We start from the raw sequence: 14,610 nt of genomic DNA, 5'->3' as shown, positions 1-14,610 counted from the left end.
TGGTCGGGCGCCTCGATGACTACAGTCGGGCCGTGCGCAGTTGCACCGCCGGCAGGATGACGATGGTCGCCGTCACCGTTGCCGCCCTTGCTGTCGCGATCGGTGACCAAGCCGCCGCGGCACCCGGGGACGGGTGTGCGATCGTGCCGAACGGCGTGCCCACGCAGAAGGCGGCCTCCGCCCAGGCCGGCGGGCCTGAGGCGGCCACTGCCTACCGCAGCGGCATGGCCGTCGTGAGAACCGCGCACTATGCGGTCGCGACGGCTAACCCGCTTGCGACGCAAGCAGGTTGCCGGGTCCTTCGTAGCGGTGGCACCGCCGCCGATGCCCTAGTCGCGGTGCAGGCGGTGCTCGGCTTGGTCGAACCGCAGTCGTCGGGCATCGGTGGTGGCGGATTCGTCCTTTACTACGACGCGCGCTCTGGCGCGGTCCAGGCCTACGACGGGCGCGAGGTCGCACCCGCTGCCGCCACGGAGAACTATCTGCGCTGGATCGATGACAGCAACCACACTGTGCCGCAACCAAATCCGCGCGCATCCGGTCGGTCGATCGGCGTGCCGGGAATTCTGCGGGCACTCGAGCTGGTCCACGACGACCACGGCCGCACGCCGTGGCGTGAGTTGTTCGGCACCGCAGTCTCGATGGCGGACGACGGCTTCGCCATTAGCCCCCGGCTCGCCAGCGCAATCGCGGGCGACGCCGCGCGCTTGCGCGCAGACACGGCCGCAGCCTCCTACCTGCTCAATGCGGACGGCAGTCCCAAGCGGGCTGGAACATGGCTGACCAACCCCGCATACGGGAAGACGCTGTCGGCCATCGCCTCCAGCGGCGCGGACGCCTTCTACACGGGAGCGGTTGCCCGCGACATCGTCGCCGCCGCGGCCGCCACGTCAGGAGGCCGCACCCCGAGCCTGATGACCACCGACGATCTCGCCGGCTACTCCGCACAGCGACGTGAGCCGCTGTGCATCGGCTACCGCCAGCATGAAGTCTGCGGTATGCCACCGCCGGCGGGCGGAATCGTCGTCGCCGAAACGCTCGGTGTTCTGGAGCATTTCCCGCTCGGCGCGGTCGGTCCCACCGATGTCGACGCCAACGGCGGCCGCCCGTCGGTGACGGCCGTCCATGTGGTGTCCGAGGCAGAGCGGCTGGCGTATGCCGATCGCGACTTTTACGTCGCCGACCCGGATTTCGTGCCCCTGCCAGGCGGTACCCCGGACACGTTGACCGGGCTCGGCTATCTGGCCGGGCGGGCCGCGATGATCTCCGAGGCCACCACGATGGGCAGCGCGCCGCCCGGCCCGTTCGGGCCGCCCCCGTCGTGGTCCCCACTGGCCGTCGAACACGGCACCAGCCAGGTCAGCATCGTCGACGCCGACGGCAACGCCGCTTCGATGACCACCAGCGTCGAGTCCAGCTTCGGTTCGTTTCACATCGTGGACGGGTTCGTCGTGAACAACCAGCTGACCGATTTCGCGGCCGACCCGATCGGTGCGGACGGGGTGGCCGTCGCCAACCGAGTTCAGCCCGGCAAGCGCCCGCGTAGTTCGATGTCGCCGACGCTGGTGTTCGGGCCAAGCGGTGAAGGCCGCGGACCGCTGTTTGCGGTGACCGGTTCGCCCGGCGGGGCAGTGATCATTCAGTTCGTCGTGAAAACGCTTGTATATCTGATTGATTGGGGTCTCGACCCGCAGCAGGCGGTGTCCGCGGTCAATTTCGGCGCGGCGAACTCGCCCGTCACCAACGTCGGGGGCGAGCACCCGGCGTTTGACAGTGCAGACAACGGCGACCACGATCCGCTGGTGCAGGGTCTGCGGGCGTTAGGGCATCAGGTCAGCGTGGCGGACCAGTCAAGCGGAGCCTCAGCAATCGTCAGGATGCCGTCCGGCGGGCTGCTCGGCGGGGCCGACCCCCGGCGCGAGGGCGTCGTCATGGGCGACGCCTCCTGACTCCCCGCCCGAGCCCGGCCGGTAACGCTCGACCAGCTTGCGCAGCGAATCCATGGCGACCACCGCCCGGTCTTTGTCGACGGCCTGGATCGCCATCAGCGGGATGTACTCGTCGTCGGGCAGATCGACACGCGCCCAGCGCGCGCCGGCGGGAAACGACACGCCGACGATGTCGGGCCACTCAATCAACCTCTCCCCCAGCAGATTCCGGATCGCCAGCCCGGATGCGCCCGCGCGCAGACGCGGCCGGGTCAGCAGCAGCACCGCGGCTGCGAGCACCACACCGAGGCCGATGAGCGCGACCTGATCGGCAGTCTGGAAGTACACGCCAGTGGATCTGATCTTGAGCAACGCGCCGACAGTGACGTGAATCGCCACGATCACGATCGCCGCACCGTAGGCGAAAATCGGCGTGGCGTGCGGACGCACCTGCAGCTCCCACGTCCCTTTGCTCCTCGCGCGAGCGCTCATCGCCGCTGGGCTTCAGTGCTCATGGCCACGCAACTGCTGCAGGGTCAGTGCCGTGGATAGCGCCGCGGCGGTGGCCTGCGCGCCCTTGTCCTCGGCAGACCACGGCAATCCTGCGCGGTCGAGCGCCTGCGCCTCGTCATTCGTGGTGAGCACGCCGTTGGCGACCGGAGTGGAGGCGTCGAGCGAGACCCGCGTCAGACCCTGGGTGACGGCGTCGCAGACGTAGTCGAAATGCGGCGTCTGGCCGCGGATGACGACACCGAGCGCAACGACCGCGTCGTGTGTGCGCGCCAATTCCTGTGCAACGACCGGGATTTCGATGGCACCGAGAACCCTGATGACGGTCGCCTTCCTGACACCAGCCCTCTCGGCCGTGTGCTGTGCGCTGGCAAGCAAGGCATTACAGATGGTTTCGTGCCATGTGCTCGCGACGATAGCCAGTCTCACACCCGACGCGTCGAGCTCGGGCAGCTCCGGTACCCCGTGGACTGGGCTCACCCGCGACTCGCTGCCGGGCTCAAAGAGCTCCGCCGAATTCGCCCGGCAGGTGGGCGTCGAAGTCATCGAGACCCGACAGGTCGTGGCCCATCCGGTCGCGCTTGGTGATCAGGTACCGGATGTTCTCCGCGTTGGCCCGCACCGGCAGCGGAACCCGCTCAAGGACGTGCAGGCCGTAGCCGTCGAGCCCGACACGCTTGGCCGGGTTGTTGGTCAGCAGCCGCATCGACCGCACCCCAAGGTCATAGAGGATCTGCGCGCCGAGACCGTAGTCGCGGGCGTCGGCCGGCAGGCCGAGTTCCAGATTGGCGTCGACGGTGTCGGCCCCCGCGTCCTGCAACTGATACGCCTGAAGCTTGTGCATCAGGCCGATACCCCGGCCTTCGTGACCGCGCATGTAGAGCACGACGCCACGCCCTTCGCGGGCGACCATCGCCATCGCGGCATCCAGCTGCGGGCCGCAATCACAACGCCGCGAGCCGAAAACGTCGCCGGTCAGACACTCCGAGTGCACCCGCACCAGAACGTCTTCGCCATCACCGACGTCGCCGCGCACCAAGGCGACGTGCTCGACCTCGTCGTAGATGCTGTCGTAGCCGACCGCCCGGAACTCACCGTGGCGGGTGGGGATCCGCGCCTCGGCGATGCGTTCCACGTGCTTCTCGTGCCTGCGGCGCCACTCGATGAGGTCGGCGATGGAGATCAGCGCCAGGCCGTGCTCGTCGGCGAAGACACGCAGCTCGTCGGTCTGCGCCATCGCGCCTTCGTCCTTCTGGCTGACGATCTCGCAGATCGCGCCCGCGGGCTGGAGTCCGGCGAGTCTCGCGAGGTCCACGGCGGCCTCGGTGTGCCCGGGCCTGCGCAGCACTCCGCCGTCCTTTGCGCGCAACGGCACAACGTGGCCCGGCCGGGTGAATTCATCTGCAGCGCTCGTCGGATCGGCAAGCAGGCGCATCGTCGTCGCGCGGTCGGAGGCCGAGATGCCGGTTCCTACACCGCGTTTGGCGTCGACCGTCACGGTGTACGCAGTGCCGTGCTTGTCTTGATTGACCGCATACATGGGCAGCAGGCCAAGCCTGTCGCAGATCTCGCCGGCAAGGGGCACGCACAGATACCCCGAGGTGTAACGCACCATGAACGCGACGAGCTCGGGGGTGGCCATCTCGGCGGCGAAGATCAGATCGCCTTCGTTCTCCCGATCTTCGTCGTCGATGACGATCACTGCCTTGCCGGCCGCGATGTCGGCGACAGCGCGCTCGACGCTGTCCAACCTTGTCATGGCCGGTACTCCTTCGGGCGGCGACGCAACGCCCACAACAGCGCTGCCTCTGGTCAGTCTAATGACCAGTAACCACGCGCGGTGCGTTGCGCTTCCCGATGCAAGCCATCAGGCCGTGCAACGCCCGCTGCAGGTGATCAGCCGACTAGCAGGGAGCCCCGGGAGGGGTGTAGTACGGCACACCTTCAGGTGTGTAACACGGGACCTCACCCGGCACGTACGGCCAGGCCTGCGAGATAGCCACACCCGTGGCCACGTCGCCGGCGATGTTCGTGCAACCGCCGACGCCGACATGACGGCCGTGGGCACCTGCACAAATGTCGGCCTGCACGACCGGGGCCATCGCTACCGGCGCCGCTGCCATCGCCATGCCCACAGCTATAGCTGCTGCCAGCTTCTTCATTTCGATGTCTTCCCCTCGCTAGCCCGGCCCATGGTCATTATTACCGTCGATGGTGAGCCGCGCCACAAATTGACGCTTCCGGCAGCATGCTCTCGTGACGGAGGCCTTAAGACTTACACCTGCCCCTACGCACAAAGGTGGATTTGCTGAAGGGGATGCGGGTACCCCTTCTACCGGCTTACCATTCAATCTCACTGGAGTGGTAATCCTCGCCGCTGAGGAGGACAAGAACATGATGCAATGCGGCTACGAGGCCCAGGTCAAGCGGTTTGTGGCGGTGACGGTGTTCGTCGCGGCGACTGCCGTTCCCGTTCTGGTCGGTTCCGCGCCCGCGAATGCCGAGCCGGCGCCCCCATGTGGTAGCCCGGAAGTCCCATGCGCCCCGATGTTGACACCGGAGCAGCAGTGCGCACTGATCGCCTGGCGAACCTGGACCCCCTGCAACTGGCTCGGGGTGCAAGTGCCCTCCGGAACACCCGGCAGCGTCGGATAGCTACCGCGTCTGCATCAGCCGGTCAACATATTTCGCGATCACATCCACCTCGAGGTTGACGTCGCCGCCCAAAGGCAGCCCCGCCAACGTCGTCTCCGACAGCGTCGTTGGGATCAGTGACACCTCAAACCAGTCGTGGCCCGCGTCGATCCCGAGTCCGGACACGGTGAGGCTGACACCGTCGACTGCGATCGACCCCTTCTCGACGACGTAACGCGCCAGCCCGGCCGGCAGGCCGATCCGCACCACCTCCCAGTGTTCGGATGCCGTGCGGGAAATCACAGTTCCCGTCCCGTCGACGTGGCCCTGGACGATATGCCCGCCGAGTCGCTTGTCGGCGGTCACCGCCCGCTCGAGGTTCACCTGCGGGCGTTCGTCGACGTGTCGCAGCGTCGACCGGTTCAGTGTTTCGGCCATCACATCGGTGGTGAACTCCCCGCCGGCAAGCACTTCCACCACGGTCAGGCACACCCCGTTCACGGAGATTGAGTCACCCGGCTTCGCGTCGCTGGTGACCACGGGACCCCGGATTTTCAGCCGCACCGCGTCGGGCAGATCCGTCTTTTCGACGATGCGGCCGACCTCTTCGACGATCCCGGTGAACACGGGATCAGGCTAGTGCGCGGACCGGGCCCGTCGTCTCGACCCTCTACCATGCAGGCATGCCACTGCGAAGAACTGCCGTAGCGCTTGCTGTCGTCGCACTGTCCGCCGGATTGATCGCGGGCTGCTCAAAGAATGACTCTTCGAACAGTTCAGGCCAGTCGTCCTCCGGCGCACCGCTTCCCAGCGCCGCCGACTTGCTCATGCAGTCCGCCGAGACCACGCGAGGTCAGCAGAGCGTCCATTTGGAGCTCAAGGTCGACAAGGGCCTGCAGGAGAAGCTTCCGATCGAATCCCTCAGCGGCGACCTGACCAATGTTCCTGCGGTGGCGGCGCAGGGCACGGCGAAGGTCATCCTCGGCAACCAGGCCGTCGAACGCGACTTCATCGTATTCAACGGCGACCTGTGGGTGCCGCTGACAAAGGGCGGGAAGATGCAGAACTTCGGGCCCGCCAAGGACATCTACGACGTCGGGTTGATTCTGAACCCCGATCAGGGATTGGCGAACGTGCTCAGCAACTTCGTCGATCCCAAGGCCGACAGCCGGGAGAACAAGAACGGCGTCAACACCGTCAAGATCGTCGGCAAGGTCAGCAAGGACGCCGTCAACGCAATAGCGCCACAGCTCGAGGTCACTGACGCGGTGCCCGCCACGGCATGGATCCGCGAAGACGGGGACCACGCGCTCGTCGAGGCGCAGCTGGAGGCGACCCAGGGAAACTCGGTCACGATGACCACATCGGACTGGGGTAAGCCGGTCACGGTCAACCAACCCTGATGAGGGCCAACCGCACAGTCGCGATCTCGGCCGGCAGCCTCGCGGTCCTGCTCGGCGCCTTGGACACCTATGTGGTGGTCACGCTGTTCAGGGACATCATGCAAGGCGTCGGGATCGGGGGTTTCGACGACGTCCAGCGCATCACCCCGATGGTCACCGGCTACCTTCTGGGTTACGTCGCGGCCATGCCGCTGCTCGGCCGTGCGTCGGACCGCTTCGGGCGAAAGCTGCTCATCCAGGCCAGCCTGGTCGGGTTCGCGGTCGGGTCGGTGATCACCGCCATGGCGCACGACGTGCCGACGATCGTGAGCGGCCGCGTCATCCAGGGCGTCGCTAGCGGTGCGCTTCTTCCGGTCACCCTCGCACTAGCCGGTGATCTGTGGGCGGCGCGCAGGCGTGCCGCCGTGCTCGGCGGCATCGGCGCGGCCCAGGAACTTGGCAGTGTGCTCGGGCCGATGTACGGCATTTTCATCGTGTGGTTGCTGCGGGATTGGCGCGATGTGTTTTGGATCAACGTCCCACTGGCTCTCATCGCCATGGTGATGATCCATTTCAGCCTTCCGTCGCGGCAACCTACCGAGGGACCGCGTGAGCGGGTCGACGTGGTCGGCGGCCTGTTGCTGGCGATCGCATTGGGTCTGGCGGTCGTCGGCCTGTACAACCCCCAACCGAACGCCCAAAAGGTGCTGCCCAGCTGGGGTTGGCCAGTGCTCGCTGGCGCACTCATTGCCACGATCGCGTTCGCGGTGTGGGAACGCTTCGCGCGCACACGTCTGATCGAGCCCGCAGGGGTCCACTTCCGGCCGTTCCTGTGCGCCTTGGGCGCATCCGTTGCGGCGGGCGCAGCGCTGATGGTCACCCTCGTGGATGTCGAGCTGTTCACGCAGGGTCTGCTCGACAAGGACAACAACGAGGCGGCGTTTCTGTTGCTTCGGTTCCTCATCGCGCTTCCCGTCGGCGCGCTGGTTGGCGGCTGGATCGCCACCAAGATCGGCGATCGCATCGTCGCCTTCGTCGGTCTCCTGATCGCCGCAGGTGCGTACGTGCTCATCGCGCAATGGAATGCCGACGTGCTGACAGCGGAGCACCACCTGCTGTTCTTCTCGCTGCCCACTCTCGACACCGACCTCGCGCTGGCCGGAATAGGGCTGGGCTTGGTGATCGCGCCGCTGACATCGGCAACACTGCGCGCGGTTCCGGCGTCCCAGCACGGCATCGCATCGTCGGCGGTGGTGGTCGCCCGAATGATCGGCATGCTGGTCGGATTCGCCGCGCTGACCGCCTGGGGACTGTACAGGTTCAACCAGTTGCTCGAGACCTTGCCGATCGACCCCAAACATCTGGCAAAGAGCATTCAGGACAACGCCCAAACGGCCTATATGACCCAATACAACGACATCTTCACCGCGACCGCGATCGTGTGTGCCGTCGGTGCCGTGCTGGGCTTGTTCATCAGCGCCCGCAGCGAACACGCCGACGACACCGAGAGTGATCCGCGCGACGCCGTTCCCGCGCGCCAGTAGGTGGTTGCCGGCCCGCCTGGCGGGTATCCGTGTGGCTAAGCACAACTCACACGGAGGTATTAATGACGGCCCAACTTGACGGCAAGAAGATCGCATTCCTGGTGGCGACGGAAGGCGTCGAGCAGGTCGAGCTGACCGAGCCGTGGAAAGCCGTTCAAGATGCTGGCGGCACACCGGAGTTGGTCTCCACGGAGGTCGGCAAGGTGCAAGCCTTCAATCACTTGGACAAGGCAGACACGTTCGACGCCGACAAGGCGGCGGGCGACGCCGACGCCGCGGACTACGCGGGTCTGGTGTTGCCCGGCGGCGTGGCCAATCCCGACTTCCTGCGCACGAATTCCGACGCGGTGGGCTTCGTCAAGAGCTTCTTCGACGCCGGCAAGCCGGTGGCGGCAATCTGCCACGCGCCGTGGACGCTTGTGGACGCCGACGTGCTGCGGGGCCGGACGATCACGTCGTGGCCGAGCCTGCAGACCGACATCCGCAACGCGGGAGGCAACTGGGTGGACGAGGAAGTCGTGGTCGACGAGCGTCGCGGTAACACCCTGATTACCAGCCGCCGGCCCGATGACCTGCCCGCGTTCTGCTCGAAATTGGTGGAAGCCCTCTCCTAACAGCCGCGGGGCTCGGTAACGTCCCCTTCATGTTGGGGACACCCAGGTGTTGATCGCCGCGCTGCGCGACCTGCAATGGCGCAGGCGGCGATTCGCGATCGCGATCATCGGGACCGGCTTGGTGTTTGCTTGCACGCTCGTTCTCACGGGACTGGCCAACGGTTTTGACGTCGAGGCCACGCGAACGGTCGACTCGTTGGGCTTCGACCGGTATCTGATCAAGTCGGGCGCACCCGGGCCGTTTCTGGGCTCGGCGCCGTTCGCGGAGAGCGAGGTCGACGCTGCGAAGCGACTGCCTGGCGTTTCCGATGCCCGTGCGCTGGTCTACGGCAGCACCACAGTCCCGGACCGCGGATCCCCGCGGAACGTCAACGTGTTCGGCGTCCCCGCAACAGCGCCAGGCATGCCGCCGCTGTCCGCCGGACGGGCGCCGTCGGCCCAGACCGAGGTCGCGGTGTCCACGACGATGGGCCGCAACTTGGAACAGGACCTCGAAATCGGTTCGCGGACACTGCGAATCGTTGGCCTCGTCGACGATTCGACCGCTCTTGCCCGTCAGCCGAATGTCTTTCTCACGGTGGCGGGCGCCCAAGATCTTCTGTTTTCCGGGCAGCGGTTGATCTCGTCGATCGGTATTAGCGGAACACCTGCGTCGGTCCCCGCGAGGTTCCGCACGGTCGACCGTGCCGGCGCGATCCAGGATCTTGTGCGCGCGCTGAACGGGGCCAAGCAGGCGATCTCACTGATGGCGTGGCTGCTGTGGGTGGTCGCCGCCTTGGTGGTCGGGTCGATGATCTATGTGTCGGCGCTCGAGCGCACTCGCGACTTCGCGGTCTTCAAAGCCGTTGGCGTCGCCACGCGGTCGATCCTGATCGGGCTGACGGCACAGGCGATCGTGGTTGCCGTGTTCGCAGCACTGATCGGATCGGTGCTGTCCATTCTTCTGGGCCCGTTGTTCCCGATGCGCTGCGACATCCCGACGCTGGCGTTCGCGCTGTTGCCGGCCGTCGCCGTCGTCATCGGGTTGTTCGCGAGCATCGCTGGACTCCGGCGCGCGGTCCGCGTCGACCCCGCACTTGCCTTCGGGGGGTCCTAGCTGTGGCCGATCTGCGCATCAAAGATCTCGTCGTCGAATACTCCAGCGGCGGGTATGCCGTCCGCCCGATCGACGGGCTGAACCTCGACGTCAACGCGGGCTCGCTGACGATTCTGCTGGGACCGAGCGGCTGCGGGAAGACCACGCTGCTGTCCTGCCTCGGAGGCATTCTCAAGCCGACGGAAGGCCGGATCGAATTCGGCGACATCGACATCACCGCGCTCAACAGGCACACACTTCCGGAGTACCGCCGCAACACCGTCGGCATCGTGTTCCAGGCGTTCAACCTCGTGCCGAGCATGTCCGCCATAGAGAACGTGATGGTGCCGCTGCGGGCGGCCCGGATGCCGCTGAGTCGGGCCCGCGAGCGTGCCGAGGAGTTGCTCACCCGCGTCGGGCTGGAAGACCGCATGGGTCACCGGCCTCCCGACATGTCCGGTGGGCAACAGCAGCGGGTCGCGGTGGCGCGTGCAATCGCCCTGGATCCCCCGCTGCTGCTCGCCGACGAGCCGACGGCGCATCTCGACTTCATCCAGGTCGAGGAGGTGCTGCGGCTCATTCGCGAGCTGGCCTGCGGTGAGCGCATCGTCGTGGTCGCCACGCACGACAGTCGCATCCTTCCGATCGCCGATCAGGTGGTCGAACTGGTGCCGCACATGGCGACCACCGAGCACGAGCCTGAGACCGTGCAGTTGAAGAAGGGCGAGGTGCTGTTCGAGCAGGGCATGATGGGCGACTGCATCTACGTGGTGGCTGAAGGCGAGATGGAGCTCACCCGCGAATTAGCCGATGGCGGTGAGGAAGTGGTCAAGATCGCTCCGGCCCGCCACTACTTCGGGGAGATGGGCCCGTTGTTCGGCCTGCCACGGTCGGCCACCGCGCGCGCACTCACCGACGCGACGGTGATCGGGTACACCGTGCAGCAGTTCCGGGAGCGCCTCGGCGGCGTCGGGGTGCGAGACATCATCGAGCACAAGGAATTAGACGACGCCTAGGCCGGGGTCGCCGAGATCTGCATCAGGGTTGTGATTTCTCGACCGGAACGACCCTGGTGCAGAATTCGGCGAGTCGACGAGGCCTAGGCCGGCACGAGGGACAGAAGCAGATCCGGTCCGATCCGGTCGACGCCGTCGAATGACCATCGCAGCGCCTTGCTGATCGTCGTCACACCGACGTCGTCGATGACGGTCGTCGGGCCGCCGAGCATGATCGGCCCCACGTAGGCCAGAATCCGGTTGATCACGCCGGCCCGCAGGAACGCCCCGGCCAGCGTGTGGCCGCCTTCGATCAGCACGTCGGTGCGATCAGACAATGACCTGATGACCTCGTGCGGGTCGTGGGTGCGGATCAGCATGGTACGCGAATCGTCGTTGAGAACCTTTGCCTCCGAGGAGATTTCACGCTCACCTACGACAACGCGCATGGGCTGATGCTCAGCGAGACTGCCGTCCGGCAGTCGGGCGGTGAGCAACGGATCGTCGGCAAACACGGTGCCGGTGCCCACGATGATCGCGTCGGCCATCGCGCGTCGGCGGTGCACATCCGCGCGCGCGGCCTCGCTGGTGATCCACTGGCTCGTCCCATCGGCCGCCGCACTCCGACCGTCGATGCTGCCGGCGAATTTCCATGTGACGTGCGGCAGCCCGGTGCGCTGCTTGTGCAGCCATTCCCGCAGCGGGCCTCGCGCGACATCGTCGGCCAGGACCCCGTCGACGACCTCGATCCCCGCCGCACGCAGCCGGGCCGCTCCCCCGGCTGCTTCTGGGTTCGGATCGCGCACCGCATACACGACTCGCGAAACACCAGCTGCCACAAGCGCATCCACGCACGGCGGCGTTCGCCCGTGATGATTGCACGGCTCGAGTGTGACCGCCGCGGTGCCGCCCTTTGCGAGCTCGCCGGCTCGCCGCAGTGCCACCACCTCGGCGTGCGGCCCGCCCGGCGGTTCGGTGCTGCCGACGCCGACGACCTCGCCACCGGCATCGAGGATCACCGCGCCTACGGGCGGGTTCGGATACGTCCCACCCTTTACCCGGGTGGCATGTTCGATGGCCAGCCGCATCGCATCCGCGTACCCGCTCACAGCTGCAGATGGTGCGACGCGGCGGCGGCCTGAGCGCGCAACGCCCGCACCGCGGCGGCGGGATCGTCGGCGCCGTACACGGCTGAGCCCGCGACGAAACAGTCCACTCCGGCCGCCGCGGCCTCTTCGATGGTGTCATCGTTGATCCCGCCGTCGATCTCGACCAGGATCGTCAACTCCCCCGCGTCGATAAGGCGCCGGGCAGTGCCGACCTTCACGAGGACCTCGGGGATGAACGCCTGGCCACCGAACCCCGGTTCGACGGACATGATCAACAACGTGTCGAACTCGGGCAGGATCTCCAGGTAGGGCTCCAGAGGAGTGCCGGGTTTCACCGATAGACCTGCCTTGGCGCCGGCCGCGCGGATATCACGTGCGACCCCGACGGGGTTGTCGGTGGCCTCGGCGTGAATGGTGACGTTGTAGGCGCCCGCTTCCGCATACGGCGGTGCCCAGCGATCAGGATTGTCGATCATCAGATGGCAGTCCATCGGGATGTCGGTGACCGCGAGCAGACTTTCGACGACGGGCAAGCCCAGCGTCAGGTTCGGCACGAAGTGGTTGTCCATCACGTCGACGTGCACCCAGTCGGCACCTTTCACGGCCGCGACCTCGTCGGCCAGTCGGGCGAAGTCAGCGGCCAGGAGCGACGGCGCAATCAGCGGAGGCGGCATGGCTTCACCCTAATTCGCCTTCACTCCGATTTGCTGAGCGCGGCCGCGAACATCGCATCCGTCCCGTGCCGGTGAGGCCACAACTGCACGTACGGACCGTCCCCGGTCTGGTCGGCGGGAGCAAACAGCGGCCGAGCGTCCAGGGCGGTGACCGGTTCACGGCGCAGCGTATTCGCCACGACGCCAACGGTTTCGGCCAGGTGCGGAGAGCACGTCGCGTAGAGCACGACGCCGCCCGGCCGGACCAGGCGGATCGCCGACGCCAAGAGCTCGCGCTGCAATTTGACCAGAGGGGGCACGTCGCCGGGTGTGCGCCGCCACCGGGCCTCGGGGCGGCGCCGCAGCGCGCCGAGCCCGGTGCACGGCACGTCGACAAGAACGCGGTCGAAGCCGGGGTCTAAACCTGTATCGCGCCCGTCGACCCGGAGGATCTCCACATCGAGGCCGCGGGTGTTCTGCTCGACCAGCTGCGCGCGCCGTGCTGCCGGTTCGACCGCGGTGACCCTGGCGCCGACGGTGTCGCCGAGCGCGGCCAGCAGTGCCGTCTTGCCGCCCGGACCCGCGCACAGGTCAAGCCAGCGGCCCGCATCGGGACCCTCGATCGGTGCCTCGACGAGCGCGCGAGCCACGAGCTGGCTGCCCTCGTCCTGCACCAGCGCCATGCCCTCGCGCACCGGGCGCAGCCTGCCGGGATCGCCGCCCGAGAGGTATACCGCGTACGGCGAGTACCGCCCGACGGTGCCCTGCACCTCGGCGGCGAGTTCCTCGGCGGTGATGACCCCGGGGCGCGCTGCCAAATGCACTGAGGGACGGGCGTTGTCGCTGTCGAGCAGTGCGTCGAGCTCGGCGGCGTCGCGGCCCAGCGCGTCGGTGAACGCCTGAGCGATCCAGCGCGGGTGGGCGTTCACGAACGCGGAATGCCCTACCGGATCGGCCGACGGATCCGGCGCCAACTCCGCTACCCACGATTGCTCGTCACGCGCCGCGATCTTGCGGAGCACAGCGTTGACGAAACCCGCTCGCGCCGAATCGAATTCGACACCGGCCTGCTCGACGGTAGTGGAGACGGCGGCGTGCGCGTCGACGCGGGTGCGCAGCAACTGATAGGCACCGAGCCGAAGCAGGTCGAGCAACACGGGGTCGACCTGGTCGACGGGACGGGCCGCGGCCGCAGCGATGACGGCGTCGAGCAGTCCACGTACGCGCAAGGTGCCGTAGGCGAGCTCGGTGGCGAACGCCGCGTCGCGGCCAGTGATCCCGCGCTCCGAAAGCAGTGCGGGCAGAGCGAGGTTGGCGTACGCGTCACGTTCAGACACCGCGCGCAACACGTCGAAGGCGGCGCGCCGGGCGGGATCGAGCGGCTTGCGACGGGATCGTTCCGTCACGATGCCCGCGCGGATTCGTCGAGCCGTGCTCCGCGCGCCCATGCGGCCGCCGGCATCGGCTTCTTGCCGGGCGGCTGAACCTCACCCAGCAGCACCGGTTGCGATCCCGTGCCCACCTGCACCCCGTGCTTGCTCACCCTGAACTGCCCGGGCTCCAGATCAGCGGCTGCGGTCTGAGGTTCTACGGTCACCGGGCCGATCTTCATGCGGACCTCGTTGATCACCGTCCATGCGCCGGGGTTGGGCGTGACCGCGCGGATCGTGCGGTCGACGACATGCGCGGGCAGTTCCCACCGCACCCGAGCCCCGTCGACCGTGATCTTCGGGGCGATGCTGACGCCGTCCGCGGGCTGCGGTACGGCCACCAGCGAGCCGTCGGCGATACCGTCGAGCGTGGTCTCGAGCAGTGTCGCGCCAGACTCCGAAAGGCGTTGCAGCAGTGTGCCTGCCGTGTCATTCGGTCGTATGATTTCTGTGACGACGCCGTAGACCGGACCGCTGTCCAGGCCGGCTTCGATGCGGAAGGTCGTCGCCCCCGTCACGGTGTCACCCGCCGCGATCGCCGCCTGCACCGGCGCGGCCCCACGCCACGCCGGAAGCAGCGAGAAGTGCAGGTTCACCCAGCCGTGCCGCGGGACGGCGATCAGGCCATCCTTCAGCAGTGCGCCATAGGCAACCACCGGGCAGCAGTCCGGCGACAGTGCGGCAAGCTCGGCGACGAATTCCTCCGAATTCGGCCGCTGCGGCATGAGCACCGGAA

15 protein-coding genes and 1 pseudogene are annotated in these 14,610 nt (G+C 67.2%); 7 read left to right on the top strand and 9 right to left on the bottom strand.

The window, feature by feature from the left end; all coding sequences use genetic code 11:
- Positions 1-56 precede the first annotated feature (56 nt).
- Complete coding sequence (locus QOH60_RS17995) at positions 57-1,949, top strand: gamma-glutamyltransferase family protein (protein ID WP_526422894.1); 1,893 nt, start codon at positions 57-59, stop codon at positions 1,947-1,949.
- Positions 1,950-1,964: 15 nt separating this feature from the next.
- On the opposite strand, the pseudogene QOH60_RS17990 reads toward QOH60_RS17995, so the two are convergent.
- The 4 genes and pseudogenes from QOH60_RS17990 to QOH60_RS17975 form a co-directional block, all read right to left on the bottom strand.
- Positions 1,965-2,420: pseudogene (locus tag QOH60_RS17990) on the bottom strand (PH domain-containing protein); the annotation flags it as partial.
- Positions 2,421-2,432: 12 nt separating this feature from the next.
- On the bottom strand, positions 2,433-2,918 hold the full coding sequence (ribH, locus tag QOH60_RS17985) for a 6,7-dimethyl-8-ribityllumazine synthase (protein WP_526422828.1): 486 nt from the start codon (positions 2,916-2,918) through the stop codon (positions 2,433-2,435).
- 19 nt (positions 2,919-2,937) lie between these two features.
- The gene (locus QOH60_RS17980; RefSeq protein WP_526422826.1) at positions 2,938-4,197 is read right to left on the bottom strand and encodes a bifunctional 3,4-dihydroxy-2-butanone-4-phosphate synthase/GTP cyclohydrolase II; all 1,260 of its coding nucleotides are present in this window, start codon (positions 4,195-4,197) and stop codon (positions 2,938-2,940) included.
- A gap of 145 nt (positions 4,198-4,342) precedes the next feature.
- A complete protein-coding gene (locus tag QOH60_RS17975; protein WP_526422824.1) occupies positions 4,343-4,567 on the bottom strand; it encodes a hypothetical protein in 225 nt (74 codons plus the stop codon).
- 232 nt (positions 4,568-4,799) lie between these two features.
- Between QOH60_RS17975 and QOH60_RS17970 the strand changes: the two genes are divergently transcribed.
- A complete protein-coding gene (locus QOH60_RS17970) occupies positions 4,800-5,093 on the top strand; it encodes a hypothetical protein (RefSeq protein WP_526422822.1) in 294 nt (97 codons plus the stop codon).
- Here QOH60_RS17970 and QOH60_RS17965 read toward each other — a convergent pair whose 3' ends face one another.
- Positions 5,094-5,699: a riboflavin synthase gene (locus QOH60_RS17965; RefSeq protein ID WP_526422820.1), complete on the bottom strand. Its 606-nt coding sequence runs from the start codon at positions 5,697-5,699 to the stop codon at positions 5,094-5,096.
- Positions 5,700-5,755: 56 nt separating this feature from the next.
- On the opposite strand from QOH60_RS17965, the gene QOH60_RS17960 reads away from it, so the two are divergent.
- The 5 genes from QOH60_RS17960 (at position 5,756) to QOH60_RS17940 (ending at position 10,703) form a co-directional block, all read left to right on the top strand.
- On the top strand, positions 5,756-6,475 hold the full coding sequence (locus QOH60_RS17960) for an LppX_LprAFG lipoprotein (protein ID WP_526422818.1): 720 nt from the start codon (positions 5,756-5,758) through the stop codon (positions 6,473-6,475).
- Positions 6,475-7,998: an MFS transporter gene (locus QOH60_RS17955; protein ID WP_526422816.1), complete on the top strand. Its 1,524-nt coding sequence runs from the start codon at positions 6,475-6,477 to the stop codon at positions 7,996-7,998. The genes QOH60_RS17960 and QOH60_RS17955 overlap by 1 nt, the downstream gene beginning before the upstream one ends.
- Positions 7,999-8,060: 62 nt before the next feature.
- Entirely contained in the window at positions 8,061-8,612 is a 552-nt protein-coding gene (locus QOH60_RS17950; protein WP_526422814.1) for a type 1 glutamine amidotransferase domain-containing protein, read from the top strand.
- 46 nt (positions 8,613-8,658) lie between these two features.
- Positions 8,659-9,708, top strand: coding sequence for an ABC transporter permease (locus QOH60_RS17945; RefSeq protein ID WP_526422812.1), 1,050 nt, complete (start codon positions 8,659-8,661; stop codon positions 9,706-9,708).
- A 2-nt stretch (positions 9,709-9,710) separates the two neighbouring features.
- Entirely contained in the window at positions 9,711-10,703 is a 993-nt protein-coding gene (locus tag QOH60_RS17940; protein ID WP_526422810.1) for an ABC transporter ATP-binding protein, read from the top strand.
- Positions 10,704-10,786: 83 nt separating this feature from the next.
- Here QOH60_RS17940 and ribD read toward each other — a convergent pair whose 3' ends face one another.
- From ribD to QOH60_RS17920, 4 genes are all read right to left on the bottom strand, one after another.
- Positions 10,787-11,770, bottom strand: coding sequence for a bifunctional diaminohydroxyphosphoribosylaminopyrimidine deaminase/5-amino-6-(5-phosphoribosylamino)uracil reductase RibD (gene ribD, locus QOH60_RS17935; RefSeq protein WP_526422892.1), 984 nt, complete (start codon positions 11,768-11,770; stop codon positions 10,787-10,789).
- 17 nt (positions 11,771-11,787) lie between these two features.
- Positions 11,788-12,465: a ribulose-phosphate 3-epimerase gene (gene rpe / locus QOH60_RS17930; protein ID WP_526422808.1), complete on the bottom strand. Its 678-nt coding sequence runs from the start codon at positions 12,463-12,465 to the stop codon at positions 11,788-11,790.
- Between the two features lie 20 nt (positions 12,466-12,485).
- The gene (locus QOH60_RS17925; protein ID WP_526422806.1) at positions 12,486-13,850 is read right to left on the bottom strand and encodes a transcription antitermination factor NusB; all 1,365 of its coding nucleotides are present in this window, start codon (positions 13,848-13,850) and stop codon (positions 12,486-12,488) included.
- Positions 13,847-14,610: methionyl-tRNA formyltransferase (locus QOH60_RS17920; RefSeq protein ID WP_526422804.1), on the bottom strand; the 764-nt coding region annotated here is incomplete at its 5' end. The genes QOH60_RS17920 and QOH60_RS17925, both read right to left, overlap by 4 nt.

Origin of the sequence: Mycobacterium sp., from assembly GCF_032159765.1 — a bacterium.
In the GTDB taxonomy this organism is placed as follows: Bacteria; Actinomycetota; Actinomycetes; order Mycobacteriales; family Mycobacteriaceae; genus Mycobacterium.
The sequence above is the reverse complement of the archived record's forward strand: the minus strand, read 5'-3'. Positions and strand labels throughout refer to the sequence as shown.

Excerpts from the sequence above, each read along its gene's own strand:
- rpe (WP_526422808.1), bottom strand. The coding sequence starts at position 12,465 with ATGCCGCCTCCGCTGATTGCGCCGTCGCTCCTGGCCGCTGACTTCGCC.
- QOH60_RS17955 (WP_526422816.1), top strand. The coding sequence starts at position 6,475 with ATGAGGGCCAACCGCACAGTCGCGATCTCGGCCGGCAGCCTCGCGGTC.
- QOH60_RS17995 (WP_526422894.1), top strand. The coding sequence starts at position 57 with ATGACGATGGTCGCCGTCACCGTTGCCGCCCTTGCTGTCGCGATCGGT.
- QOH60_RS17960 (WP_526422818.1), top strand. The coding sequence starts at position 5,756 with ATGCCACTGCGAAGAACTGCCGTAGCGCTTGCTGTCGTCGCACTGTCC.
- QOH60_RS17980 (WP_526422826.1), bottom strand. The coding sequence starts at position 4,197 with ATGACAAGGTTGGACAGCGTCGAGCGCGCTGTCGCCGACATCGCGGCC.
- QOH60_RS17975 (WP_526422824.1), bottom strand. The coding sequence starts at position 4,567 with ATGGCGATGGCAGCGGCGCCGGTAGCGATGGCCCCGGTCGTGCAGGCC.
- ribD (WP_526422892.1), bottom strand. The coding sequence starts at position 11,770 with ATGCGGCTGGCCATCGAACATGCCACCCGGGTAAAGGGTGGGACGTAT.
- QOH60_RS17950 (WP_526422814.1), top strand. The coding sequence starts at position 8,061 with ATGACGGCCCAACTTGACGGCAAGAAGATCGCATTCCTGGTGGCGACG.